This is a genomic window from Kitasatospora sp. NPDC087271 (genome assembly GCF_044744605.1).
GTDB lineage: Bacteria > Actinomycetota > Actinomycetes > Streptomycetales > Streptomycetaceae > Kitasatospora.
Window position 1 is genome coordinate 344,150 of the sequence record NZ_JBIUYQ010000004.1, and the last position, 22,768, is coordinate 366,917.

Here is a 22,768-nt window from a genome sequence, read left to right on the forward strand (position 1 = left end):
CTCCTCGCTGTTCTGGTGCGGGTGCGGCGCCGGGTGGGGGCCGCGCCCTGGTCGCTGTCCGTGTGTGTGGTGCTCGGCGACTACCCAGCATCTCTAGAGAAGCTAATATCTCTAGAGATGTCAATGGTCGTATCGGCTTACCGTCGGCCGTGGGCGCGCCTACGATTTGTCCGAGGGAGAGGGAGCGGCGATGACCGGCAGCAGTGGCGACAAACAGCCCAAGTACCAACGGATCGCCGACACGCTGAAGGCGGCCATCGACGACGGCCGGTACCGCGCGGGTGACCGGCTGCCGGGCGAGAACGACCTCATGGACGAGTACGGCGTGGCCCGGATGACCGCCCGTCAGGCGCTCGGCGTGCTGCAGAGCGAGGGCATCGCCGAGGCGCGCCGGGGAGCGGGGGTCTTCGTCCGGGACTTCCGGCCGCTGCGCCGGCGCGGGATCCAGCGGCTGGCGCAGGGGCAGTGGGGCTCGGGCCGGTCCATATGGTCGGCGGACATCGACAACCGCCTGCTGGTGGTCGACCAGGTGTCCGTCACCGAACGGGGCGCGCCGGAGCACGTCGCCCGGGTGCTGGGAGTGGATCCGGGCGCGTCGATGTGCGTACGGCACCGCCGCTTCGTGCTGGACGGCAAGCCGGTGCTGCTGTCGACCTCCTACCTGCCGGCCGGCCTGGTCGCCGGTACGGCCATCACCCGCGAGGACACCGGCCCGGGCGGCACCTACGCCCGGCTGGCCGAGATCGGCGCGAAGCCCGTCCACTTCCGCGAGGAGGTCCGCTCCCGGATGCCCGGCGCGGACGAGGCCGCCCGCCTGGAGCTGTCGGCGGGCACCCCGGTCATCCTGATCTGCCGCACCGCCTTCGCCGACGACGGCCAGGTCGTCGAGCTCAACGAGATGATCCTCGACGCCGCCTCCTACGTCCTGGAGTACGACTTCGACGCGTGAGCACGCGCAACGCGGCCGCCCCGGTCGCGACGGACGCGGCCGGGGCGGTCGACGAGCGCGGCGCGGCTACTCCTTGGAGCGGACCCGGAGGCTGGTGATCAGCGGGCCCTCGGTGGTCTCGCGGAAGAAGTCGTTGCCCTTGTCGTCGACCACGATGAAGGCCGGGAAGTCCTCGACCTCGATGCGCCAGACGGCCTCCATGCCGAGCTCGGCGTACTCCAGGACCTCGACCTTCTTGATGCAGTCCTGGGCGAGACGGGCGGCGGGGCCGCCGATGGAGCCGAGGTAGAAGCCGCCGTGGGCGGCGCAGGCGTCGGTGACCTGCTTGCTGCGGTTGCCCTTGGCGAGCATGACCATGGAGCCGCCGGCGGCCTGGAACTGGTCGACGTAGGAGTCCATCCGGCCGGCGGTGGTGGGGCCGAAGGAGCCGGAGGCGTAGCCCTCGGGGGTCTTGGCCGGGCCGGCGTAGTAGACGGGGTGGTCCTGGAGGTACTTGGGCATGCCCTCGCCGGCGTCCAGGCGCTCCTTGATCTTGGCGTGGGCGATGTCGCGGGCGACGACCAGGGTGCCGGTGAGCGAGAGCCGGGTCTTGACCGGGTACTTGGACAGCTCGGCGCGGATCGCGGACATCGGCTGGTCGAGGTCGACGCGCACGACGTCGTCGTCCAGGTGCTCGTCGGTGGTGTCCGGCAGGTACTTGGCCGGGTCGGTCTCCAACTGCTCCAGGAAGACGCCCTCGGCGGTGATCTTGCCGAGCGCCTGGCGGTCGGCGGAGCAGGAGACGGCCATGGCGACCGGCAGCGAGGCGCCGTGGCGCGGCAGGCGGACGACCCGCACGTCGTGGCAGAAGTACTTGCCGCCGAACTGGGCGCCGATGCCGATCTTCTGGGTCAGCTCGGTGACCTTCGCCTCCAGCTCCAGGTCGCGGAAGCCGTGGCCGGTCTTGGCGTCGCCGGAGGTCGGCAGGTTGTCCAGGTAGTGCGCGGACGCGTACTTGGCGGTCTTGAGCGCGAACTCGGCGCTGGTGCCGCCGATCACGATCGCCAGGTGGTACGGCGGGCAGGCGGCGGTGCCGAGGGAGCGGATCTTCTGCTCCAGGAACGAGAGCATGCTCGCCTCGTTCAGGATGGCCTTGGTCTCCTGGTACAGGTACGACTTGTTGGCGGAGCCGCCGCCCTTGGCCATGAAGAGGAACTTGTACGCGCCGCCGTCGGTGGCGTACAGCTCGATCTGGGCCGGCAGGTTGTTGCCGGTGTTCTTCTCGTCCCACATGGTCACTGGGGCCATCTGGGAGTAGCGCAGGTTGAGCTTGGTGTACGCGTCGAAGACGCCGCGCGCGATGGCCGACTCGTCGCCGCCCTCGGTGAGCACGTTCTGGCCGCGCTTGCCCATGACGATGGCGGTGCCGGTGTCCTGGCACATCGGCAGGATGCCGCCGGCCGAGATGTTGACGTTCTTCAGCAGGTCGAGCGCGACGAAGCGGTCGTTCGGGCTGGCCTCCGGGTCGTCCAGGATGCGGCGCAGCTGGGCGAGGTGGGCGGGGCGCAGGTAGTGCGAGATGTCGTGCATCGCCTCGGCGGTGAGCAGCCGCAGCGCCTCGGGCTCGACCTGGAGGAAGGTGCGACCGCCGGCCTCGAAGGTGGAGACACCCTCGGAGGTCAGCTTGCGGTACGGGGTCGGGTCAGCGCCCAGGGGGAGCAGGTCGCTGTACTCGAAGTCTGGCGTGGGAGCCATGGGGGCGGTCCTTAGGTTTCCAGTGGTCCGGCTGCGTCGGCGAAGCACCCTCAAGGGTAGGACCCGGCTCCGCGTCGCACGCGGACAGGGCAGCCTGCGTGACCGGGCTCACTCGGCCGCACGTACGAGCGACTAGTCTTGGGCCGTGGACAACTCGCCGTCGCAGGACGATCCGGGGCAGCCGTCCGTGCCGGCGCCCGTACCGATGACCAAGCCCGAGAGCCGGCCCGAGCCGCAGCCGCAACTCCGGCCGCTGCCGGAGCAGCAGACCCAGCCGTCGCACGCCCCGGTGGCGCAGGCGGAGATGCGGGTGTCGGACGCCGACCGCGAGCGGATCGCGGAGCTGCTGCGGGACGCCTACGCCGAGGGCCGGCTGGACGCGGACGAGCACGCGGACCGGATCGGGGCCGCGTACGCCGCCAAGACCTTCGGCGATCTGGTGCCGCTGACCAGGGACCTGCCGGGCCACCGGCCGCTGTCGTTCGAGAAGCCGCCGCTGGAGGCCCCGGCGCCGCGGGCGGTGACGCCGGCGCTGCCGCCCGCCCGCCAGGAGTCGCCGTCGATGGTGGCGATCTTCGGCGGCTCGTCCCGCAAGGGCCGCTGGCGGGTGGGGTCGCACCTGAAGGCGTTCGCGGCGTTCGGCGGGGTGGAGATCGACCTGACCGACGCCGTCTTCGAGTCGCCCGAGGTGGAGATCGAGGTGACGGCGCTGTTCGGCGGCGTCGAGATCCGGGTGCCGGAGAACGTGAGCCTGCACGGCGGCGGCGTCGGCATCTTCGGCGGATTCGACGTCAAGGAGCAGACGGCGGCGGACCCGTACGCGCCGGTGGTCCGGGTCAAGGGCGTCGCGGTGTTCGGCGGTTGCGAGGCCAAGCCGCGCCGGGGCAAGAAGCTCAAGGAGTGGGTGCGCAAGCAACTCGGCACCGAGTAGTCGGGGTTGGCGGGTCGAACGCCCGGTCGGGGATCAACTCCCGGCCGGGCGTTCCGCGTTGTCTCCGGTGCGCTCCGTAGTCGATTGCGTGCAGTGTGCATGAATCGCGGGCGGGCGGGGTAGTTCCTTCCGCACATCGCTTCTTGTACGGCTGCGCACCGGAGGCGGCCCAGCGGCCGACTCGGGGTTGGACAGCGGGGGCTCGCAGCCGGGCAGGGGAGCGAGCTTCCCCGTGTCCGAGAGTCTCGTCAGGAGTACGGCCGTGCTGCATCCGATCGAGTCCCGCACCACCTCGCCCGTCGCCGCCGCGCAGTTGCTGGAGCGCAGTCCGCAGCCGCACCCCCCGGGCGGCCAGGGCCCCCAGACCGCCGCCCAGGGCGCGTCCTCGGGCGAGGACAGCCCCTGGCACACCGGCGCGGCCTGCCGGCGGGACGAGGTGGGGCTGTTCTTCGCGCCCTCGAAGGAGCCGACGGCGGCCCGGCTGTCGCGCGAGGAGCAGGCGAAGCAGGTGTGCGCCCGGTGTCCGGTGCTGCTGGAGTGCCGCGAGCACGCGCTGGCGCAGCCGGAGCCGTACGGGGTCTGGGGCGGGCTGACGGCCGCCGAGCGCCGGGTGGTGCTGGCCCGTCGCCGCCGCCGGGAGTCGGAGCTGCGCGAGGCGACCCGGGTGGTCGCGGGGCAGCGGCGGATAGCGGGCTGACGGGGCTCCTGGTGCGCCCCGGGCCGGACGCGCCGCGGCCTCGGCGGAGGGGGATTCCGCCGAGGCCGCGGGTGCGGTCGCCCGGTGTCAGTTGGCGCGGTCGAAGTCGATCGCGCTGTAGGCCCGCAGCTTCGACAGCTTGTGGACGGAGTTGATCTCGCGGATCGTGCCGCTCTTGGAGCGCATCACCAGCGAGCTGGTGGTGGCGGTCTCCTGGCGGTAGTGCACGCCGCGCAGCAGCTCGCCGTCGGTGATGCCGGTGGCGACGAAGAACACGTTCTCGCCGCTGACCAGGTCGTCGGTGGTGAGCACCCGGTCCAGGTCGTGGCCTGCGTCGAGGGCCTTCTGCCGCTCGGCGTCGTCCTTGGGCCACAGCCGGCCCTGGATGACGCCGCCCATGCACTTCATGGCGCAGGCCGCGATGATGCCCTCGGGGGTGCCGCCGATGCCCATCAGCAGGTCGACGCCGGTGCCCTCGCGGGCGGCCATGATGGCGCCGGCCACGTCGCCGTCGGAGATGAACTTGATCCGGGCGCCCGCTTCGCGGATCTCCCGGACCAGGCCGTCGTGGCGCGGGCGGTCGAGGACGACGACGGTGACGTCCTCGACGGCGCTGCCCTTGGCCTTGGCGACCCGGCGGATGTTGACGGCCGCGGGGGCGGTGATGTCGACGAACTCGGCGGCCTCGGGGCCGGCCACCAGCTTGTCCATGTAGAACACGGCGCTGGGGTCGAACATGGTGCCGCGGTCGGCGACGGCCAGGACGGCGACGGCGTTGTTCATGCCCTTGGCGGTGAGCGTGGTGCCGTCGACCGGGTCGACCGCGACGTCGCACTCGGCGCCGGTGCCGTCGCCGACCCGCTCGCCGTTGTAGAGCATCGGGGCTTCGTCCTTCTCGCCCTCCCCGATGACGACCACGCCGTTCATCGAGACGGTCGAGACGAGGGTGCGCATCGCCTTGACGGCGGCGCCGTCCGCGCCGTTCTTGTCGCCACGGCCGACCCACCGGCCGGCGGCCATCGCGGCCGCCTCGGTGACCCGGACGAGTTCGAGCGCGAGGTTCCGGTCCGGAGCCTCGGGCGCGACCTCCAGGGCGCTGGGAAGGTGGTTCGGGTACTGCGTGGTCATCGTCGTTACCTCTCTGTACGCGACGGCCAGTAAGCGCCCGACTACTGCCTGGTCGAACGCCGTGGTGAGGGTCCTGCGATCGTATCTGCCTATGAGATGACTGTCTGTGGCGCGGGTCGCCACCCGGCGCCCGACCAGGTCGGTTCGTCCCGCTTCACCCGTACGCGGGCACCCCGGGTGGCCGTACCGCCGTAGGGATGAGTCACCATGTGGGGGTGGCTGGAGAGAGCAAACGCATGAGGGGCCGGGAGACCGTACGGGACATGGTCCTGTCGATGCTGGCGGTCGGCGCCGTGGTCTGGATCGGGTACCTGTTCCTTCCGCACGACGCGAACAGCGACCCGGTGCACGTGGTCGAGTACAAGGTGGCGGCGGCCTCCGCGAAGCGCGGCGCGCCGTACCCGCTGCTCTCCCCGGACGGGCTGTCCGACCGGTGGCGGGCCACCTCGGTCGGCTACCAGCCGGCCGCTATCAGCAAGGGCAAGGGCAACGCCTGGCACCTGGGCTTCGTCACGCCGTCCGGCCAGTACGCGGCGGTCGAGCAGAGCGACGTCCCGCGCGACGCGCTGCTGGCCGACAAGATCGCGGGCGGCAAGCCGGACGGCACCTCGGAGGTCGCCGGGCGCACCTGGGAGCGGGTGCAGGGCGAGAAGTCCCGCGCCCTGACCGTGCAGACCGGTGACGCGACCACCGTGCTCACCGGCACCGCCTCCTACGAGGAACTGGCCGAGCTGGCCCAGGCGCTCAAGTAGCCCGTTCCCCCGGGTCACCCCCGGGGGGAACGGCTCCGTACGCCCCCGCGAACGCCCCGCGGACGCGCCCGTACGACCCCGAACGCCCCCGTGCGCATACGGAGAGGGCCCGCACCGGACGAACCGGTGCGGGCCCTCGCGCGTGCGGCGGATCAGACCGTGGTGACGACCTGGTCGTACTCCAGGCGCGGCGAGCGCGGGAACCACGCGTCGTCGCCCGGCTTGCCGATGTTGACCACGGCCAGCACCGAGTGCTCGCCGTCGCCGAAGAACTCCTTGTTGATGCCCTCGGCGTCGTAGCCGGTCATCGGGCCGGCGGCCAGGCCGGCGGCGCGCACGCCGATGATGAAGTAGGCGGCCTGCAGCGCGCCGTTCAGCGAGGCGGAGCGCTCGCGGACGGTGCGCTCGGAGAAGAACACGTCCTTGGCCTGCGGGAAGTGCGGGAACTGGGTCGGCAGCTCCTCGTGGAACTCGTTGTCCGCGGCGAGGATGGCGACCAGCGGGGCGGTGCTGGTCTTGGCCTTGTTGCCGTCCGCCAGGTGCTGGACGAGGCGCTCGCGACCCTCGGTCGAGCGGACCAGGACGACGCGCAGCGGCTGCTGGTTGAAGGCGGTCGGGCCGTACTTGACCAGCTCGTAGATGGCCTGGACCTGCTCCTCGGTCACCGGCTCGTCGGTGAAGGTGTTCGCGGTGCGGGCCTCGCGGAACAGCAGGTCCTGAGCGGCGGCGTCGAGTACCAGGGCGTCGGTGGTCATGCTTGTCTGCACCTCATGCGGGAGGGGGTTCGTCGGATTGACCGGCCGTGGCCGGTCACACCATCTCAACATGGATGAAGTTTCAACGATTCCCCGGCCTACTGTGAGCCGCGTCACTGCCCGCCCGCGGCCCCGTCCTCCTCGGCGGCCAGCGCCGCGTCCAGCCGGGCCCGGGCGCCGTCCAGCCAGCGCTGGCACACCTTCGCCAGCTGCTCGCCGCGCTCCCACAGCGCCAGCGACTCCTCCAGCGACGTCCCGCCGTTCTCCAGCTGCCGGACCACCTCCAGCAGCGCGTCCCGGGCGTGCTCGTAGCCCAGCGCGTCGTCCGGGGTCGGTGCCGCCGCGTCCTGCTGCTCCTGCTGCTCTGCCATGCGTGTCAGCGTAGGGGCTGGAGCCGACAGCGCCCGCGCAGCACCGACGCAACGGCCGTGGCGGGGTGAAAGCGGCAGGGCGAAGGCGGCGGGTGGAGGCAGCGGTGGAGGCAGCGGCGAAATCGGATGCAACCGGCCGGCCGGCGGCGCTACCCTCCGCCGCATGATCACGGTCCGACCCGCCGCCCCGGCCGACGCCCCCGAGCTCGTCCGGCTGCGCAACCTGATGTTCGAGGCGATGCCCAGCATGGCCGGCCTGACCGGGCCGGGGCCCTGGCAGGCCACCGCCGAGCGGATACTGCGCGAGCGCCTCGCCGCCCCGGCCGGGGAACTGACCATGCCGTCCTTCGTGGTGGACGATCCGCGGCGGCCCGGCCGGCTCGCCGCCTGCGCGGTCGGCACGCTGGAGCACCGGCTGCCCGCGCCGGGAAACCCGGACGGCCGGTTCGGCTTCGTCTTCAACATCTGCACCGACCCCGGCCACCGGCTGCGCGGCTACGCCCGGGCCTGCACCGAGGCGCTGCTGGACTGGTTCGACGACCAGCGGGTCGGCCGGATCGACCTGCACGCCAGCAGTGGCGGCGAGGCGCTCTACCGCAGCCTCGGCTTCGGCGAGCACTCCCGCGCGCTCTCCCGGCAGCGCTCCTACGAGGCCTGACCGTCGTCCATCGCGACGCCGGGCGTTCCTACGAGGCCTGGCCGTCCGCCACCGCGTTGCCGGGCGTTCCTACGAGCCTTGGCCGTCCGCCACCGCGTCGCCGGGCGTTCCTACGAGCCTTGGCCGTCCGCCACCGCGTCGCCGGGCGTTCCTACGAGCCTTGGCCGTCCGCCACCGCGACGTCGAAGGCCCCGCCCGCGACCCGGGCGCGCAGCCCCTCGCCGGCCGTGACCTGCGCCGGGTCGGTCACCACCGCGCCGTCCGTCCGCTGGAGCACCGCGTAGCCGCGCTCCAGGGTGGCCGCCGGGGACAGCGCGACCACCCGGGCGAGGGTGTGCCCGAGATCGCTCTGCGCGTGGTCCAGCCGGTGCCGCAGGGTGCGCCGGGCCCGCTCCAGCAGCGCGGTGACCTCCTGGCCGCGCCCGTCCAGCATCCGGTGCGGAGCGGCCAGCGCGGGGCGGCTGCGCACGCCGTCCAGCCCGTGCTGCTCGCGCTCGACCCGGCCGAGGACGTGCCGCCGGGCACGGTCCCGCAGCAGGCGGACCTTGGCCAGCTCCTCGCCGACGTCCGGAACCACCCGTTTGGCGGCGTCGGTCGGGGTGGAGGCGCGCAGGTCGGCGACGAAGTCCAGCAGCGGCTGGTCCGGCTCGTGGCCGATCGCGCTGACCACCGGCGTACGGGCGTTCGCGACCAGCCGCACCAGCCCCTCGTCCGAGAACGGCAGCAGGTCCTCGACGCTGCCACCGCCGCGGGCCACGATGATCACGTCCACCTCGGGGTGCTCGTCCAGCTCTCGGACGGCCGCGCTCACCCGCTCCACCGCGCTGACCCCCTGCACCGGGACGTTGCGCACCTCGAAGCGGACGGCCGGCCAGCGCCGCCGGGCGTTCTCCAGCACGTCCCGCTCGGCCGCCGAGCCGCGCCCGGTGACCAGCCCGACGCACTGCGGCAGGAACGGCAGCGGGCGCTTGCGCTCGGCCGCGAACAGGCCCTCCCCGGCGAGCCGCCGCTTCAGCTGCTCCAGCCGGGCCAGCAGCTCGCCCAGCCCGACCGGCCGGATCTCCGAGGCCCGCAGCGACAGCTGCCCGCGCGCCGCGTACCACTCCGGCTTGGCGTGCACGACGACTCGCGCGCCCTCCTGCACCACCTCCGCGACCTGGTCGAACACCGAGCGGAAGCAGGTCACCGTGAGCGACACGTCCGCCTGCGGGTCGCGCAGGGTCAGGAACACCACGCCCGCCCCCGGCCGGCGGCTGAGCTGGGTGATCTGCCCCTCCACCCAGACCGCGCCGAGCCGGTCGATCCAGCCGCCGATCAGCGCGGAGACCTTGCCGACCGGGATCGGGGCTTCGGGGGAGCTGGTGTTGGCCATGCGTACGAGGTTAGGGCCTGTCCGGGGAGCTGGTGCCGGCCGTGTGCGCGAGGCTAGCGGCGCCCGCCGACAGGGCCGCCCGGAGTGGGGGAGCCCTGGACGCCCAGCACCACCAGCCCGACCGCCAGCCAGATCAGCCCGACGAGCTGCGCGGTCGTCGAGGCCTCGTAGACCACCGCCGCGATCACCGCGATCCCCAGGGCCGGGACGAGCAGGTGCCGCACCCGGTCCCGGGAGCCGTGCCGCACCGTGTACCAGCCGATCACCGAGGCGTGCAGCAGCGCGAAGGCGGTCAGCGCGCCGACGTTGACCACCGAGGTCAGCTGGTCCAGCCCGTCGTCCCGGTCGGCCGCCCAGACCGCCGCGGCCAGCGTGATCACCGCGGCCGCCAGCAGCGCCCGGCGCGGCACCGCGGTGGCCGGGTCGACCGTGCCGAGGACGCGCGGCAGCCGCCCCTCCCGGCCCATCGCGTAGACCAGCCGCCCGGCCGCCGCCTGCCCGGCCAGCGCCGCGAAGGCCGCGCCGATCGCCTTGCTGGCCGCCACCAGGACGTGCAGCCAGTGCCCGACCCCGCTCTCCACCGTGTCGTAGAAGGCCGAGCCCTGCGCCGCCGGGTCGGCCGCCAGCTGCTGCGGGCCCAGCGGCTCCAGCAGCGCCGCCAGGTAGGTCTGGGCGACGAACAGCACCCCGGCCAGTGCCAGGCACCAGAGCACGGCCCGGGCCACCGCCGCCGAGGCGCCGACCGCCTCCTCGACGAAGGTGGCGATCGCGTCGAAGCCCAGGTAGGAGAGCACCGCGACGGACACGGCCGAGATCACCGCGGTCAGCGAGAAGGCGCCGACGGCGGTGAACGGGGTGTCCCAGCCGCGCCGGGCGCCGCCCTGGACCAGCGCCACCACGGCCGCGGCGACGAACACCGCCAGCACCGCGATCTCCAGGGCGAGCACCGCGAAGCCGACCACGGCCGCCGTCCGTACGCCGATCAGGTTGAGCGCGGTGGTCAGCACCACCGCGAGCGCCGTCCAGACCCAGCGGGAGACCCCGGGCACCAGCGAGTTCAGCGCGATCCCGGAGAACAGGTAGGCGACCGCCGGGATCAGCAGGTAGTCGAGCATCGCCATCCAGCCGGCGATGAACCCGGGCCCCTCGCCCAGCCCGGCCCGCGCGTAGGCGAACACCGAGCCGGTCTGCGGCACCGCGCGCACCATCTGGGCGTACGAGAAGGCGGTGAAGCCCATCGCGACGGTCGCGGCCAGGTAGACGGTGGCGACGGCGCCGTGGCTCCTGGCGTCCAGGACGCCGAACACGCCGACCGGCGCCATCGGAGCGATGAACAGCAGGCCGTAGACCATCAGGTCGCGGACGCTCAGGCTGCGGCGCAGGCCGCCCGGTTCCGTTTGCCCGTTCGCAGAGCTCATAGACACCACATTTGAGCACCGGCGACCGGGTCTGTCCGGAAAGCGCCTCCCGTCGGCGCGGCTCGGCGCCGCCCGTACGATGGAGCCATGTCCAACACCGCGCCGCGCCGTGTCCTGCTCGCCGCCCCCCGGGGCTACTGCGCGGGTGTAGACCGCGCCGTGATCGCCGTGGAGAAGGCCCTGGAGCAGTACGGGGCGCCCATCTACGTCCGCAAGCAGATCGTCCACAACAAGTACGTGGTGCAGACCCTGGAGAAGAAGGGCGCGATCTTCGTCGACGAGACGGAGGAGGTGCCCGAGGGCTCGATCGTGGTCTTCTCCGCGCACGGCGTCGCGCCGTCCGTCCACGACGAGGCGAAGGCCGGCCGGCTGGCCACCATCGACGCCACCTGCCCGCTGGTCACCAAGGTGCACAAGGAGGCCGTGCGCTTCGCCGACGAGGGCTTCGACATCCTGCTGGTGGGCCACGAGGGCCACGAGGAGGTCGTCGGGACGATGGGCGAGGCCCCGGACCGGATCCACCTGGTGGACGGCGCCGAGGACGTCGCCAACGTGCGGGTCCGGGACGAGTCCAGGGTCGTCTGGCTGTCCCAGACCACCCTGTCGGTGGACGAGACCATGGCCACCGTCGGCGAGCTGAAGAAGCGCTTCCCGGCGCTGGTCAGCCCGCCCAGCGACGACATCTGCTACGCCACCCAGAACCGCCAGGTCGCGGTCAAGCAGATGGCCCCCGAGACCGACCTGCTGATCGTGGTCGGCTCCAAGAACTCCTCCAACTCCGTCCGCCTGGTCGAGGTCGGCCTGGAGTACGGCGCCAAGGCCGCCCACCTGGTGGACTTCGCCGAGGAGCTCCAGGAGGCCTGGCTGGAGGGCGTCGGCACGGTCGGCCTGACCAGCGGCGCCTCCGTCCCGGAGATCCTGGTCGAGGGCGTGCTGGAGTGGCTGGCCGCGCGCGGCTACGACACGGTCGAGACGGTCAAGACCGCCGAGGAGCACCTGACCTTCTCGCTGCCCAAGGAGCTGCGCCGCGACCTGCGCGCCGAGGCGGCGGGCAAGCTGTAGGGCCGGTCCCGGGACCGCTCCCGGGTCCTTTCGCGCAGAGCCCGGCACCCCCTCGGGGTTGCCGGGTTTTCTGCTGTGCGTCCACCCGTGCCCTCTCGTAGTTTTGTGCACAGGCTGTGGACAAGCGGTCCGCGGCCCCGGCGGAGGGTGGACGTGATGGCGGCGGTATTCGGCGTGGACATCGGCGGTTCGGGCATCAAGGGCGCCCCGGTCGACCTCGCCCGGGGCGTGCTGGCCCAGGAGCGGTACAAGGTGCTCACCCCGCAGCCGTCCGCCCCCGAGGCCGTGGTCGCCGCCGTCCGCGAGGTGGTCCGCCAGTTCGACCACCAGGGCCCGGTCGGGCTCACCTTCCCCGGCGTGGTGGTCGGCGGCCGGACCAGAACCGCCGCCAACGTGGACAAGGGCTGGATCGGCCTGGACGCCGCGGGCCTGTTCCGCGAGGCGCTCGACCTGCCCGCGACCGTGCTCAACGACGCCGACGCGGCCGGGCTCGCCGAGACCGTGCACGGCGCCGGGCGCGACCAGTCGGGCGTGGTGCTGGTGCTCACCTTCGGCACCGGCATCGGCAGCGCGCTCTTCGTGGACGGCGTGCTGGTGCCCAACACCGAGCTGGGCCACCTGGAACTGCGCGGCAAGGACGCCGAGCGCCGGGCCTCCTCGGCCGCCAAGGAACGGCACGGGCTGACCTGGGAGCAGTGGGCCGGGCGGGTCGACGAGTACCTGGACCTGGTCGAGATGCTGTTCTCGCCGCAGCTGGTCGTGATCGGCGGCGGGGTGAGCCGCAAGCACGAGAAGTTCCTGCCGCTGCTACGGGAGCGGGAGGCGCGGGTGGTGCCGGCCGAGCTGCGCAACGACGCGGGCATCGTCGGCGCCGCCATGGCGGCGGCCCGGGCGGCGGGCTGAGGCCGCCCGCCCGAGGCGCCGCTCAGCGGGAGCGCTGGATCCGGCGCTGGGCCACGAACCGGGCGAGCGCGATCAGCGCGGCCAGCCCGGTGCCGGAGAACAGCCAGCCGGCCCGCAGCGCCAGCCCGGTCGCCAGCGCCACCACCTGGGCGGTGACGCCCGAGGAGGTGACCGGCCCGAGCAGCAGCAGCGCCAGCGCGAAGGCGATCGGCCCGCTGATCGGTGCGGCCAGCAGGTCGACGTAGCGCACCCGGACGGCCAGCTGGAAGCAGACGGCCAGGTAGCCGAGGCCGAACAGCCAGCCGAGGCCGTCGAACAGCAGCCGGTCCAGGCCCGCGACGGCGAGGGTCGCCAGCACGGCGGCCACGCCCGTGCCGATGGCGGTCAGCCGGGTCGGCCGTCCGGTCCGGCGCCGCCCGTACAGCGGGGCCTCGGCGCGTCCGCGCAGCGGCAGCCGCAACCGCAGCCTGGGGGTGGCCGGGCGGGCGGTGGTGGCGGCGGGCGGCCCGGCTACCGGGCGTAGCCGGGCGGCGGGGGCGGCGGCGGGGGCTCCGGCGGTCTCGGGAGCCCGGCCGGGCCCGGGGACGGCGGCCCCGGCCGCGCCGTTCGGCGGTCGGCGTCTGGGCCCTGGCGGCTGGGTACGGATGCTCTGCTCCACCCGCCCAACGTACGGTCCGATCATCGCCACACTGTGTAATGGACCGTTCAGGTCTTGCCCCGTGTCTCCTGGCGGAGTGCTGATGTGATCGTCGTTCAGCGGCCTGACCTGTCCGGCCCAGCCGCCCGGGCGGCCGGCCGGAGTTCCTGGCGCCCCTCCCGGCGGCGACCGGGGCGTGAGGCGCTGCCCGTAGACTTGGGGGTCGGCCCGCACGGTGCCGACCCAACTCCTCCAAGCCCACGGGACTGCGCTTCATGTCGCTCACGATCGGAATCGTCGGCCTGCCGAACGTCGGCAAGTCGACCCTGTTCAACGCCCTGACCAAGAACGACGTGCTGGCGGCCAACTACCCGTTCGCCACCATCGAGCCGAACGTCGGCGTCGTCGGCGTCCCGGACACGCGGCTGGCCAAGCTCGCCGAGATCTTCGGCTCCCAGCGGATCCTCCCGGCCACCGTCGACTTCGTCGACATCGCCGGCATCGTGCGCGGCGCCAGCGAGGGCGAGGGACTGGGCAACAAGTTCCTCGCCAACATCCGCGAGTCGGACGCGATCTGCCAGGTCGTGCGCGCCTTCACCGACCCGGACGTGGTGCACGTGGACGGCAAGGTGTCGCCCAAGGACGACATCGAGACCATCCACACCGAGCTGATCCTGGCCGACCTCCAGACCGTCGAGAAGGTCCTGCCGCGGCTCCAGAAGGAGGCGCGCCTGAAGAAGGAGACCGCCCCCGTGCTGGCCGCCGCCGAGGCCGCGCAGGCGGTCCTGGAGACCGGCAAGACCCTCTTCGAGGCCGGCTTCGACACCACTCCGATCCGCGACCTCCACCTGCTGACCGCGAAGCCCTTCCTCTACGTCTTCAACGTGGACGAGGCCGAGCTGGCCGACGAGGACTTCAAGAACGTCCAGCGCGAGCTGGTCGCCCCGGCCGAGGCGATCTTCCTCAACGCCAAGATCGAGTCCGAGCTGATCGAGCTCGACGACGCCGAGGCCCTGGAACTGCTCCAGTCGATGGGCCAGGAGGAGCCCGGCCTCGCCACCCTCGCCCGGGTCGGCTTCGACACCCTCGGCCTGCAGACCTACCTCACCGCAGGCCCCAAGGAGACCCGCGCCTGGACCATCAAGAAGGGCGCCACCGCCCCCGAGGCCGCCGGAGTCATCCACACCGACTTCCAGAAGGGCTTCATCAAGGCCGAGGTGATCTCCTTCGCCGACCTGGTCGAGACCGGCTCCATCGCCGAGGCCCGCTCCAAGGGCAAGGCCCGCATCGAGGGCAAGGAATACATCATGCAGGACGGCGACGTGGTGGAGTTCCGCTTCAACGTCTAGCCGAACTGCGGAAAGGCCGTCTGACCTGCGGCGGAGCGGGTTGGGCGGCCTTTCGGTCCGCAGGGAGTCCGCGAGGCTGCCAACTCCGGCCAACGCAACCGGCGCTCGCTACGCCGCTTCGGTGCCCGGGAGGTCGCCTCGGTCCGCGCCGCCGTCGTCGGCGTACGCGCGGTCGACGGCGGCCCTGGTCCGCTCCTCGGAGCCGGGTCAGAGGTGGGTGTAGATGTTCAGCGTCATTGCGGCGTTGGTGTGCCCGAGCCGCTCGGAGACGGTCTTCACCGACTCGCCGTGCTTGATCAGCAGGCTCGCGTAGTGATGCCGGAGCGCGTGCGGACCGGTGCCCTTCGGTATGCCGGCCCGCTGGCAGGCGGGCCGCCACGAGCCGTCCATGAAGCTGGTGTAGACGACCGGGCCGCCCTCGGGAGCGGTGAAGAGCCAGCCCCCGGGGTCGGTAACCGGGAAGTCCCGCAGGTGCGCGGCTATGGCCTGGACGGCCATCTTCGGGAGGGGCACGGTCCGGTAGGACCGGTGGTCTTCGGCGGCCCGACGTAGACGCCGTGCTTGGCCGTCTGCTGGATCTGCTGTTCCACGGTGACGGTGGCGTGCAGCAAGTCGACGTGCCGGAGCTGGAGCCCGAAGAGCTCGCCCGGCCGGAGAATGCACGTTGAACCCTACGTCTCCCCAGTCCAATGACGCACCCCCGAATGCGTCGTGGCCGCCTGTCGCGATACCGGGCCAGCCGGATCGGCGGTACGAGGCCGAGTTGTCTACAGCTGGTGGGCGGCCAGCAGGGGTGGCACCCGCGGGGCCTGCCGTCTCGGACGGGATCGACCTGATCCCGGACGCCGAGGCGAGTGAGGGTGCCGAACTGCTCGCGCAGCTGAAGGCCCGGATCGCGCGGTTCGTGATCCTGCCCTCCGAGGAAGCGCTGGACGCCACCACGCTGTGGGTGGCAGCGACGCACCTGCAGAGGTCGTGGCAGCACGCGCCGCGCCTGGCGGTGGTCGGCCCGGCGAAGCGGTGCGGCAAATCGCGCCTGCTCGACGTGCTCACCGAGACCGTCCACCAGGCGCTCCTCACGGTCAACTCGTCTCCGGCCGCCGTGTTCCGCTCGATCACCGAGAACCCGCCGACGCTGCTGGTGGACGAGGCGGACACGATCTTCGGCAGCCCGAAGGTGGCGGAGAAGAACGAGGAGATGCGCGGTCTGCTCAACGCCGGACACCAGCGCGACCGGTACGTGCTGCGGGTCGTTGGCAAGGATCACACCCCGGGCCGATTCCACACCTTCGCGATGGCAGCCATCGCCGGGATCGGCGACCTGCCGGACACCATCATGGACCGGTCGATCGTGATCCGGATGCGCAGGCGTGCCGAGGGCGAGACGGTCTCGCCGTACCGCTCCGAGCGCGACAGGCCCGGGTTTCACGAGATCCGGGACCGGATCGCCCGCTGGTCGGCGCCGCTCGCCGAGCCGGCTCTGCACCTGGAACCGGACATGCCGGTCGAGGATCGGGCCGCCGACACCTGGGAACCCCTGGTGATCGTTGCCGACCTGGCGGGTGGCCCCTGGCCCAGGCTTGCCCGGCAGGCATGCAAGCGCATGGTCGACGCCGAGGTGCAGCAGACTGAGGAGGACAACCCCGGAGGGGCCAAGATCCTGGCCGACATCCGGCGGACCTTCCACGCGGCCGGCGATCCTGACAGCATTACCACCGACCAGCTGTTGCTTGCCCTCAACGGTGACCATGAGGCGCCGTGGGTGGAGTGGGGTCGAGGCGGCCTGACTCCGCGCGGTCTCGGCTCGATGCTGCGTGAGTTCGGCATCTCCTCGGTCAACGTCCGTATCTGCGACGGAACTCAGCGCAAGGGCTACATGCGGCACAAGTTCACTGATGCCTGGCGGCGGTACTGCCCCACGGTCTTTCCGATCGCCCCGGCCACCGGTGCGAGCTGACCTGTCAGGCCAAGACGGCAGACCGAACAGGACGGCGACTGGCCCGCCGCCGCACGGACCCGAGTGCGGGCGGCGGGCCGGGCCCGGGACGGAAAGCGCACCCGTCTCGTGCCGTCCCAGCCGTCCCTGCCGTAAAAGTGCAGGTCAAATGCCCTTCTGCTGGGACGGTTCACCGTCCCAAGACGGAAGAGCTCCCGCACCGGACGCCATCGGCCAAGCCGCGCTTGGACCTTGTCGTACCGTCCTGGCCCGCGGATGCAACGGCAAGACGGCAAAGACGGATTTCTCTCGAACACCCCTCCGCCGCAAGGACACGCTCGTATGTCCACCACCCAGCCGGACACCCATCCGACCGGCTCCGGAACCATCGCCCGCACCATGATCACCCTCGTGATGACGGCCATCGCCGGCCTCGCCTTCGGCTTCTCCTTCGGCAACGTGTGGGCCCTCGCCCTGCGCCTAGGCGTCCCGCACCCCGTTGCCCCGCTCATCGCCCCCATGGTCGACCTGTCTGTGCTCGGCCTCCTGGTGGCCCTGCACCACCTCTCCGCCATTGGTACGGACCCCTCCCAACTGCGCTCCACCACCCGGCTGATGCATCTGTGCGGCGTGCTCACCCTCGCCCTCAACACCGCCGAACCCATCCTTGCTGGACACTGCGGACGGGCCACTCTCGACGCCGTTGCGCCTCTACTTCTCCTCGGCTGGGGAGTCGTCGGCCCAGCTCTTCTTCGCCAGCTTCATACCTCGTCCGCCTCCACCACTCGAGTGGAGGAGGCGGGCCCCGCCAAGTCCGAGCCGGGCGATCCTTCCGCCGGTAACGAGGGCGACGCTGAGCCGGATCAGGTGCTGGCTCCTGCCTCGGCGGCAGAAGCCGAAGAGGCCCGGCCGGCCTCTACCAGTCGACCCCCGTCTGCGAGCCAGGAGCCTGCCGCTTCCCGCAAGCGCACAGGCCGCAAGCCAGCGGCCAGCATGGACGAACTGCTTGAGGTGGTTGGGCCTGCCGGCACAGAGAGGGGTGCCACCCATGCAGTGATCAAGGAAGCAGTGCGCGGCGCTGGCCTATCGATCAGCAACGATCGGGTCGGCAAACTGCTGGAGCTCGTGAGGAGCGAGCAGACCGACCAGCCCGAAGCGGTTTCGGCGCACGCCATCGTCGCCTGACTCTGCCTCGACATGCCGCTCGCCCGGTTCCGTATCCGGAACCGGGCGAGCGGCACACAGTCGGCGCGAACCGCTCGTTCCGGAACTCCACATGTCGATGCCGGGATTTCCGGAACGAGCCCCAGGCAGAGGAACGAGCCCCAGGCAGAGCAAGTTGTGAGGTAAGCACTGCTTACCCCGGTTCACCCCAAGGGGAGCAAGTTGTGGGGTAAGGAGTCCTTACCCCCTGGCCTGCTCCTGTCGGAGCATGTTGCCCCGCAGGACAGTCCTGCTGGCCGCCGAACACGGCCGCCCTCGCCCAGGGTGCGAGGGCAGGCCCTGGAGCCAAGGCCAGCGGGAAGGGAACGGAGGTGCTGCGTTGCCAGGCCCGTAGGCCCGGGACTCAGCTCTCGTGCTCGGCGGCGATCCCTAGCACACCGTTCGGCGACCACTCGTGCTCCAGGATCGAGTAGGTGATCGAGTCTCGCCAGGCACCGTGGACGAAGACGTGGTCGCGGATCCGCCCGTCCTCCGTCATGCCGGCCCGCAACAGGGTGCGCGCGGAGGCCTCGTTGAGCGGGGAGCGGGCGGCCCAGATGCGGTGCAGGCCGAGGACGTTGAAGCCGAGGGCGCACAGCAGGTGGACGGTCTCCGTGCCGAGGCCCTTGCCCCACTCGGCCGGGTGGAGAGCGAAGCCGATGGTGGCGGCCTGCTGCGGCTCGGTGGCCAGGCGCGCGTAGCCGATCAGCTGGTGCTCGCCGAGCCGGGTGATGGCGAGGCAGTACTCGGTGCGCGGGGTGGCGTTCGCGGAGGCGATGGAGCGGGCGGTGATCGCCTGGACCTGCTCGCGGGTACGGGGTTCGAAGCTGAGGTGCCGGGTGGCCTCGGGGCCGCCGTAGATGGTGAGGAGGGCGTCGGTGTCCTCGGGTTCGACTTCGCGCAGTGCCAGGCGGGGGCCGGCCAGGTGGACTGGGGTCATGGCTGCGGAGCCTATCCGTGGGGTCACCGGACGAGGACTGAGGTCGGGGTGGCGGTGAAGGCCTCGATCTCCTCGCGCAGGTCGGCCGCCGCACCGACGCTGCGGCGGCCGACGCCATGCAGGGCGGCGTGGACGCGCTGGGCGCTGCTGACGATGCCGAAGTTCCGCTGCTCGATGGGGAGGTCGAGCACCGGGCGGACGGCCTCGGCGGCACCTTCGACCTCGCATCGGGCGATGCGGGCGAGGGCGAGGTCGGTCTGGGCGCCGGCCTCGTCACCGAAGGCCCACTCGTCTTCGGAGGCGTCGCGGTAGGCGGCGACGGCGGTTTCGGACTGGCTCTCGCCGAGTGCGGCGTCCTCGCCGAGCTGCACGGTGGCCTCGGCGACGTAGTAGAGCTGTCGGGGCGCGGGGAAGGTCATGATGCCGCCGAAGGCGTCGAGGTCGTCCGGTTCAGCGGCCGCGCGGGCGTCCTCGGCCTGCTGGATGGCGGTGCGGGTGGCCTCGCCGTCGCCGAGGAGGGAGTGGGCGCGGGCGGAGAGACAGGCGAGCCAGACGCTGGTGGTGCCGCGGACGTCGCCGACCGCGCTCTGCCCGAGGGCGGCGTAGTCGGCGGCCTCGCCGGGGCGGCCTGCCCAGTAGGAGATGAGCGACTGGAGCGAGCGGACCCAGGCGCGCATGGCGTGGTGGTCGGCGTTGTCGGCGCAGACGAAGGCGGTGCGGGCCTGCATCATCGCGGCGCTCGGGTTGCCCAGGTCGTGGCTGGCCTTGGCGAGCATGCCGGAGGTGATCCCGGCGAGCAGGTACAGGTCGCGGGCTTGCAGGGGCTTGACGCGGCCGTGTTCGAGAAGGCGGAAGGTGAGGTCCTGGACCTCGACCAGGTCGCCGAGCAGGGTCGGCAGCGCCAGCCTGGGGTAGGCGACGGTCAGTCGCCGCACCTCGTCGTGGATCTGGCCCAGGGTCTCCGGGCCGATGCTGCTGCCCTCCGCCATCGCGGTGAACCGAAGTGCGCGACGAGCCGCCATTGCGACCTGCCTTTCCAATTCCGTGGTGCCCGCGTCGAAGCGGGTCTCGCTGTTGGACGGGCCACCGGCAGGCAGTACCGCTGCCTGCTCGGACGGGAGAAGGACAGGGACCGACCGTGGTGGCGGGACGACGAACGAGCCAGCGACCGCAGGCGCCGGCAGGGACGGGGCCGGTGCGGGCGCGAGGAGCGCGTCGACGCTGACGCCGAACATCGCCTCCAGGACCCGGCACTGGTCCGGGTAGGGGCGAGTCTTCACCGCGCCGCCGTACCAGCGCTCGAACTGCCGCTTGGAGACCGACAGGCCCCGTAGCCGGGGGTCGTTTTCCTGCTCGGCGGCCGAGTTCGCCGTCGCCTCGAACCGGAGGCGGAAGGTCTCGTAGACCTGCCAGTGGCGCTGCAGTGTCAAGGCCCTTAAGAGCGTGGGAGTTTCGGCCACTGCGGATCCTCTCCGTCCCCGTTCGTCTGCTCTGACGATAGCCATGGCCGGTCCGCAGGAAACGCGTCCGGAGGGCTCTCGGGCCAGATGACGGCAGCCATGACGGCGGTCATGACGCACGACATCGTCGACCACGCCAACCAGCGTCCGGCGACGACGTGGCCATGACGGCAGCGACGTCGTATCGATGCGTAGCCGCCCGCCGCCATGCTGGCGGCACTTCGCAATCCGCACACGGATGACAGCGAAGCGTGAGATCGGGGTGGCTTGCAGCACCTGCCGATCACCCCGTCCAGCGCCGCGGGAACACCGACCCGTGGCCGGCAATGGGAGGGATCCGATGGACGAGGCCACGACCCGACGCGCTGCGGAATCCCGGTCCCCCTCGGACAGCGAGGCGGGCACAACTGCTGGAGAGGGCCGCGCCACTCGCGCCAGGCGCCGTCCGGGTCTGACCATCCGGACGTTCAAGGTGGCGCAGGACGGCACCCGCTACGACGACTCCGGCGTGATCGCCGCCAACCCAGGCCCCGACGAGTACGTCGCCCGGATCGAGGTCTGGCCCGAGTGCGCCTGCCCGCGGCACCGCGCTAACTGATCCGCCAACACTCCACGCTCACCACAGGAGGGGAACACCTCATGTCCCTTGAACAGCTTGCCGGAAAGACCGTCCTGGTCACCGGGGCCGGCGGCCTGATCGGCAGCCGCATCACGACCCAGCTCCGCCAGCTCGGCGCACGCGCCATCTCGGTGTGCAAGCTCGACGCCTACCCGCCCGAGGTGTACCGCGAGCGCTTCGGCATCGACACCTTCAACCCGGACTTCATCGTCGGCGACATCGCCGAACCGGGCCTGATGAACCGAGTGATCGCCGAATGCGACTACGTGATCCACGCCGCCGCCCTGGCCGACGTGGCCGCCTGCACGCGTCTGCCGCTGGACGCCATCGACTCCAACATCATCGGTACCCAGCACGTCCTCGACGCCGTCGCCTCCTCCCCCCGGGTCCAGCGCATGGTGTTCGTCTCCTCGGCCAGCGTCTACGGCAACGGCAGCCCGCAGTTCGTCGAGGACGCGGCAGTCGCGCCGGTGTCGGTGTACGGGAACAGCAAGGTCTGGGGCGAGTACCAGACCGCCGCCATGCTCGGGGAGGCTGACCGCTCCTACGCGATCGTGCCGTACTTCTCGGTCTACGGTGAACCGCAGGTTGTGAAGGAGAACAGCCACTCCTGGGTGGTCGCCTGGTTCGCCATGCGGGCCACACTCGGCCTCCCGCTGCAGCTCAACGGCGGCGGCCGCCAGGTCCGTGACCTGGTCCACGTCGACGACATCGCCACCGGCACCCTGCACGCGCTGACCTCGCCCCGTGCGCACAACGAGACGGTGAACATCGGTACGGGAACTGGCACGTCGATCCGGCAGGTCGCCGAACTGGTCCGCGCCCACTACCTCGACGCCCAGCTGGTCGAGACGCCGATGCCACTCGGCGACCCCGAAGGCGGGTACGCCTCCGTCGAGCGGATGGAGGAACTGCTGGGCTGGCGGCCGACCACCAGCATCGAGGAGGGCGTCGCCCGCTACGTGGCCTGGCTGCGGGCGAACCCCAGCGCGATCCCGGAGTGGATGCGCCGGGCGGCTGCGGCCTAGATGATCGGGGGCCGGCCGAGCCGGGTCATGGTCCACACCGTGCGCCAGCGCATCGGCTTGCGCCGACCGTACGGTGTGCGCCAGCCCTCGGCGAAGCCCGAGAACCAGGCCTTCAACCCAGCGGCGTTCCTGGTGCGGGCGACAGTGAGCGCCACCCACACGCCGAGGTAGACCGGCACCAGCACAGCGGGCAGGTGGCGGCGCGCGAGGTACACGCGGTTGCGGGCGTTCACCCGGTAGAAGAACGAGTGGCGGGTCGGGCTGGTCCGCGGGTGCTGCAGCAGCAGCTCCGGGGCGTACAGCACCCGCCAGCCGGCGTCGAGCGCCCGCCAGGCCATGTCGGTCTCCTCGTGCGCGAAGAAGAATGCGTCCGGCCAGTCCCCGACCTGCTGCAGCATCTTCGTCGACAGTCCATGGCCGCCGCCGAGGAAGCTGGTCACCTCGCCACCGCGCATCGGGTCGCCGGCCCGCAGTCGGGGAACGTGGCGGCGCTGGGTCAGCCCGGTCTCGTCGGCGATCCGGAAGGACACGATGCCCAGCCGGGGGTTGGCCTCGTACAGGGCCTCGATCCTCGCGAACACGTCGTCGGCGACCAGCAGACCGTCGTCGTCCAGGTCGATCACCACGTCCACGTCACGCAGATGCTCCAGCGCAACGTTCCGGCCGCCGGTCACCCCGAGGTTCTCAGCCAGCTCGACGCCCTCCACCCACGCCGGCAGTTCCGGCAGCGGGCAGCCCTGGGCGACCACCACGACCTTCGCGGCCGGGACGGTCTGCATTTCCACCGAGGCCAGCAGCTCGGTCAGTTCCTTCGGCCGCGTGCCCATGGTCAGGACCGCCACGCCCAGCTTGACGCCCACCGCACC

At 71.8% G+C, this 22,768-nt stretch carries 23 protein-coding genes; 12 read left to right on the forward strand and 11 right to left on the reverse strand.

The genetic code is table 11. The features are described 5' to 3' along the window. Positions 1-190: 190 nt before the first annotated feature. Positions 191-949, forward strand: coding sequence for a GntR family transcriptional regulator (locus ACIO9K_RS10325; protein WP_363585445.1), 759 nt, complete (start codon positions 191-193; stop codon positions 947-949). 66 nt (positions 950-1,015) lie between these two features. Here ACIO9K_RS10325 and ACIO9K_RS10330 read toward each other — a convergent pair whose 3' ends face one another. Next, positions 1,016-2,683 carry a fumarate hydratase gene (locus tag ACIO9K_RS10330; protein ID WP_063347981.1) on the reverse strand — a complete coding sequence of 556 codons (1,668 nt, stop codon included), beginning with the start codon at positions 2,681-2,683 and terminating at the stop codon, positions 1,016-1,018. A 145-nt stretch (positions 2,684-2,828) separates the two neighbouring features. On the opposite strand from ACIO9K_RS10330, the gene ACIO9K_RS10335 reads away from it, so the two are divergent. Further along, a complete protein-coding gene (locus tag ACIO9K_RS10335) occupies positions 2,829-3,614 on the forward strand; it encodes a DUF1707 domain-containing protein (protein WP_363585444.1) in 786 nt (261 codons plus the stop codon). Between the two features lie 313 nt (positions 3,615-3,927). Next, a complete protein-coding gene (locus ACIO9K_RS10340; RefSeq protein WP_371522692.1) occupies positions 3,928-4,311 on the forward strand; it encodes a WhiB family transcriptional regulator in 384 nt (127 codons plus the stop codon). Between the two features lie 87 nt (positions 4,312-4,398). Here ACIO9K_RS10340 and glpX read toward each other — a convergent pair whose 3' ends face one another. After that, positions 4,399-5,439 carry a class II fructose-bisphosphatase gene (glpX, locus tag ACIO9K_RS10345; protein WP_063347979.1) on the reverse strand — a complete coding sequence of 347 codons (1,041 nt, stop codon included), beginning with the start codon at positions 5,437-5,439 and terminating at the stop codon, positions 4,399-4,401. 236 nt (positions 5,440-5,675) lie between these two features. Between glpX and ACIO9K_RS10350 the strand changes: the two genes are divergently transcribed. Then, entirely contained in the window at positions 5,676-6,191 is a 516-nt protein-coding gene (locus ACIO9K_RS10350; RefSeq protein WP_363621363.1) for a DUF4245 domain-containing protein, read from the forward strand. A 152-nt stretch (positions 6,192-6,343) separates the two neighbouring features. On the opposite strand, the gene ACIO9K_RS10355 is transcribed toward ACIO9K_RS10350, so the two are convergent. Further along, entirely contained in the window at positions 6,344-6,946 is a 603-nt protein-coding gene (locus tag ACIO9K_RS10355; RefSeq protein ID WP_363585443.1) for a malonic semialdehyde reductase, read from the reverse strand. A 113-nt stretch (positions 6,947-7,059) separates the two neighbouring features. Continuing rightward, complete coding sequence (locus ACIO9K_RS10360) at positions 7,060-7,317, reverse strand: exodeoxyribonuclease VII small subunit (protein WP_363585442.1); 258 nt, start codon at positions 7,315-7,317, stop codon at positions 7,060-7,062. Between the two features lie 163 nt (positions 7,318-7,480). Between ACIO9K_RS10360 and ACIO9K_RS10365 the strand changes: the two genes are divergently transcribed. Next, the gene (locus ACIO9K_RS10365; RefSeq protein WP_400328333.1) at positions 7,481-7,975 is read left to right on the forward strand and encodes a GNAT family N-acetyltransferase; all 495 of its coding nucleotides are present in this window, start codon (positions 7,481-7,483) and stop codon (positions 7,973-7,975) included. A gap of 151 nt (positions 7,976-8,126) precedes the next feature. Here the strand turns inward: ACIO9K_RS10365 and xseA are convergent, their stop codons facing one another. Continuing rightward, positions 8,127-9,347: an exodeoxyribonuclease VII large subunit gene (gene xseA, locus ACIO9K_RS10370; protein WP_400328335.1), complete on the reverse strand. Its 1,221-nt coding sequence runs from the start codon at positions 9,345-9,347 to the stop codon at positions 8,127-8,129. A 53-nt stretch (positions 9,348-9,400) separates the two neighbouring features. Continuing rightward, entirely contained in the window at positions 9,401-10,765 is a 1,365-nt protein-coding gene (locus ACIO9K_RS10375; protein WP_363621370.1) for an APC family permease, read from the reverse strand. An 87-nt stretch (positions 10,766-10,852) separates the two neighbouring features. On the opposite strand from ACIO9K_RS10375, the gene ACIO9K_RS10380 reads away from it, so the two are divergent. After that, positions 10,853-11,827 carry a 4-hydroxy-3-methylbut-2-enyl diphosphate reductase gene (locus tag ACIO9K_RS10380; RefSeq protein WP_363585438.1) on the forward strand — a complete coding sequence of 325 codons (975 nt, stop codon included), beginning with the start codon at positions 10,853-10,855 and terminating at the stop codon, positions 11,825-11,827. 156 nt (positions 11,828-11,983) lie between these two features. Further along, positions 11,984-12,730: a polyphosphate--glucose phosphotransferase gene (ppgK, locus tag ACIO9K_RS10385; protein ID WP_363585437.1), complete on the forward strand. Its 747-nt coding sequence runs from the start codon at positions 11,984-11,986 to the stop codon at positions 12,728-12,730. A gap of 22 nt (positions 12,731-12,752) precedes the next feature. Here ppgK and ACIO9K_RS10390 read toward each other — a convergent pair whose 3' ends face one another. Beyond that, positions 12,753-13,388, reverse strand: a complete 636-nt coding sequence (locus ACIO9K_RS10390; RefSeq protein ID WP_400328338.1) for a DUF6542 domain-containing protein — start codon at positions 13,386-13,388, stop codon at positions 12,753-12,755. Between the two features lie 254 nt (positions 13,389-13,642). Here ACIO9K_RS10390 and ychF point away from each other — a divergent pair, with 254 nt between their 5' ends. Beyond that, positions 13,643-14,716, forward strand: a complete 1,074-nt coding sequence (gene ychF / locus ACIO9K_RS10395) for a redox-regulated ATPase YchF (RefSeq protein WP_363621373.1) — start codon at positions 13,643-13,645, stop codon at positions 14,714-14,716. A gap of 207 nt (positions 14,717-14,923) precedes the next feature. Here the strand turns inward: ychF and ACIO9K_RS10400 are convergent, their stop codons facing one another. Continuing rightward, positions 14,924-15,229, reverse strand: a complete 306-nt coding sequence (locus ACIO9K_RS10400; RefSeq protein ID WP_400328341.1) for a tyrosine-type recombinase/integrase — start codon at positions 15,227-15,229, stop codon at positions 14,924-14,926. Between the two features lie 151 nt (positions 15,230-15,380). Between ACIO9K_RS10400 and ACIO9K_RS10405 the strand changes: the two genes are divergently transcribed. Together ACIO9K_RS10405 and ACIO9K_RS10410 are read left to right on the forward strand one after the other, a co-directional pair. After that, on the forward strand, positions 15,381-16,673 hold the full coding sequence (locus ACIO9K_RS10405) for a DUF3631 domain-containing protein (RefSeq protein WP_400328343.1): 1,293 nt from the start codon (positions 15,381-15,383) through the stop codon (positions 16,671-16,673). A 321-nt stretch (positions 16,674-16,994) separates the two neighbouring features. After that, complete coding sequence (locus ACIO9K_RS10410) at positions 16,995-17,837, forward strand: DUF2637 domain-containing protein (protein WP_400328345.1); 843 nt, start codon at positions 16,995-16,997, stop codon at positions 17,835-17,837. A 382-nt stretch (positions 17,838-18,219) separates the two neighbouring features. On the opposite strand, the gene ACIO9K_RS10415 is transcribed toward ACIO9K_RS10410, so the two are convergent. After that, positions 18,220-18,795 carry a GNAT family protein gene (locus ACIO9K_RS10415; protein WP_363621381.1) on the reverse strand — a complete coding sequence of 192 codons (576 nt, stop codon included), beginning with the start codon at positions 18,793-18,795 and terminating at the stop codon, positions 18,220-18,222. 23 nt (positions 18,796-18,818) lie between these two features. Then, on the reverse strand, positions 18,819-20,225 hold the full coding sequence (locus tag ACIO9K_RS10420) for a hypothetical protein (protein ID WP_400328347.1): 1,407 nt from the start codon (positions 20,223-20,225) through the stop codon (positions 18,819-18,821). Between the two features lie 502 nt (positions 20,226-20,727). Here ACIO9K_RS10420 and ACIO9K_RS10425 point away from each other — a divergent pair. Together ACIO9K_RS10425 and ACIO9K_RS10430 are read left to right on the forward strand one after the other, a co-directional pair. Then, positions 20,728-20,853, forward strand: coding sequence for a hypothetical protein (locus ACIO9K_RS10425; protein WP_363621385.1), 126 nt, complete (start codon positions 20,728-20,730; stop codon positions 20,851-20,853). A gap of 41 nt (positions 20,854-20,894) precedes the next feature. Further along, on the forward strand, positions 20,895-21,902 hold the full coding sequence (locus ACIO9K_RS10430) for an NAD-dependent epimerase/dehydratase family protein (RefSeq protein WP_400328349.1): 1,008 nt from the start codon (positions 20,895-20,897) through the stop codon (positions 21,900-21,902). On the opposite strand, the gene ACIO9K_RS10435 is transcribed toward ACIO9K_RS10430, so the two are convergent. Continuing rightward, on the reverse strand, positions 21,899-22,729 hold the full coding sequence (locus ACIO9K_RS10435; RefSeq protein WP_400328412.1) for a glycosyltransferase family 2 protein: 831 nt from the start codon (positions 22,727-22,729) through the stop codon (positions 21,899-21,901). The genes ACIO9K_RS10430 and ACIO9K_RS10435 overlap by 4 nt on opposite strands. Positions 22,730-22,768: the final 39 nt, after the last annotated feature.

What these genes read in the sequence shown, in the direction of transcription:
- ACIO9K_RS10325 (WP_363585445.1), top strand. Translation starts at nt 191, where the DNA reads ATGACCGGCAGCAGTGGCGACAAACAGCCCAAGTACCAACGGATCGCC.
- ACIO9K_RS10330 (WP_063347981.1), bottom strand. Translation starts at nt 2,683, where the DNA reads ATGGCTCCCACGCCAGACTTCGAGTACAGCGACCTGCTCCCCCTGGGC.
- glpX (WP_063347979.1), bottom strand. Translation starts at nt 5,439, where the DNA reads ATGACCACGCAGTACCCGAACCACCTTCCCAGCGCCCTGGAGGTCGCG.
- ACIO9K_RS10350 (WP_363621363.1), top strand. Translation starts at nt 5,676, where the DNA reads ATGAGGGGCCGGGAGACCGTACGGGACATGGTCCTGTCGATGCTGGCG.
- ACIO9K_RS10355 (WP_363585443.1), bottom strand. Translation starts at nt 6,946, where the DNA reads ATGACCACCGACGCCCTGGTACTCGACGCCGCCGCTCAGGACCTGCTG.
- ACIO9K_RS10360 (WP_363585442.1), bottom strand. Translation starts at nt 7,317, where the DNA reads ATGGCAGAGCAGCAGGAGCAGCAGGACGCGGCGGCACCGACCCCGGAC.
- ACIO9K_RS10365 (WP_400328333.1), top strand. Translation starts at nt 7,481, where the DNA reads ATGATCACGGTCCGACCCGCCGCCCCGGCCGACGCCCCCGAGCTCGTC.
- xseA (WP_400328335.1), bottom strand. Translation starts at nt 9,347, where the DNA reads ATGGCCAACACCAGCTCCCCCGAAGCCCCGATCCCGGTCGGCAAGGTC.
- ACIO9K_RS10375 (WP_363621370.1), bottom strand. Translation starts at nt 10,765, where the DNA reads ATGAGCTCTGCGAACGGGCAAACGGAACCGGGCGGCCTGCGCCGCAGC.
- ACIO9K_RS10380 (WP_363585438.1), top strand. Translation starts at nt 10,853, where the DNA reads ATGTCCAACACCGCGCCGCGCCGTGTCCTGCTCGCCGCCCCCCGGGGC.
- ppgK (WP_363585437.1), top strand. Translation starts at nt 11,984, where the DNA reads ATGGCGGCGGTATTCGGCGTGGACATCGGCGGTTCGGGCATCAAGGGC.
- ychF (WP_363621373.1), top strand. Translation starts at nt 13,643, where the DNA reads ATGTCGCTCACGATCGGAATCGTCGGCCTGCCGAACGTCGGCAAGTCG.
- ACIO9K_RS10410 (WP_400328345.1), top strand. Translation starts at nt 16,995, where the DNA reads ATGTCCACCACCCAGCCGGACACCCATCCGACCGGCTCCGGAACCATC.
- ACIO9K_RS10415 (WP_363621381.1), bottom strand. Translation starts at nt 18,795, where the DNA reads ATGACCCCAGTCCACCTGGCCGGCCCCCGCCTGGCACTGCGCGAAGTC.
- ACIO9K_RS10430 (WP_400328349.1), top strand. Translation starts at nt 20,895, where the DNA reads ATGTCCCTTGAACAGCTTGCCGGAAAGACCGTCCTGGTCACCGGGGCC.
- ACIO9K_RS10435 (WP_400328412.1), bottom strand. Translation starts at nt 22,729, where the DNA reads ATGGGCACGCGGCCGAAGGAACTGACCGAGCTGCTGGCCTCGGTGGAA.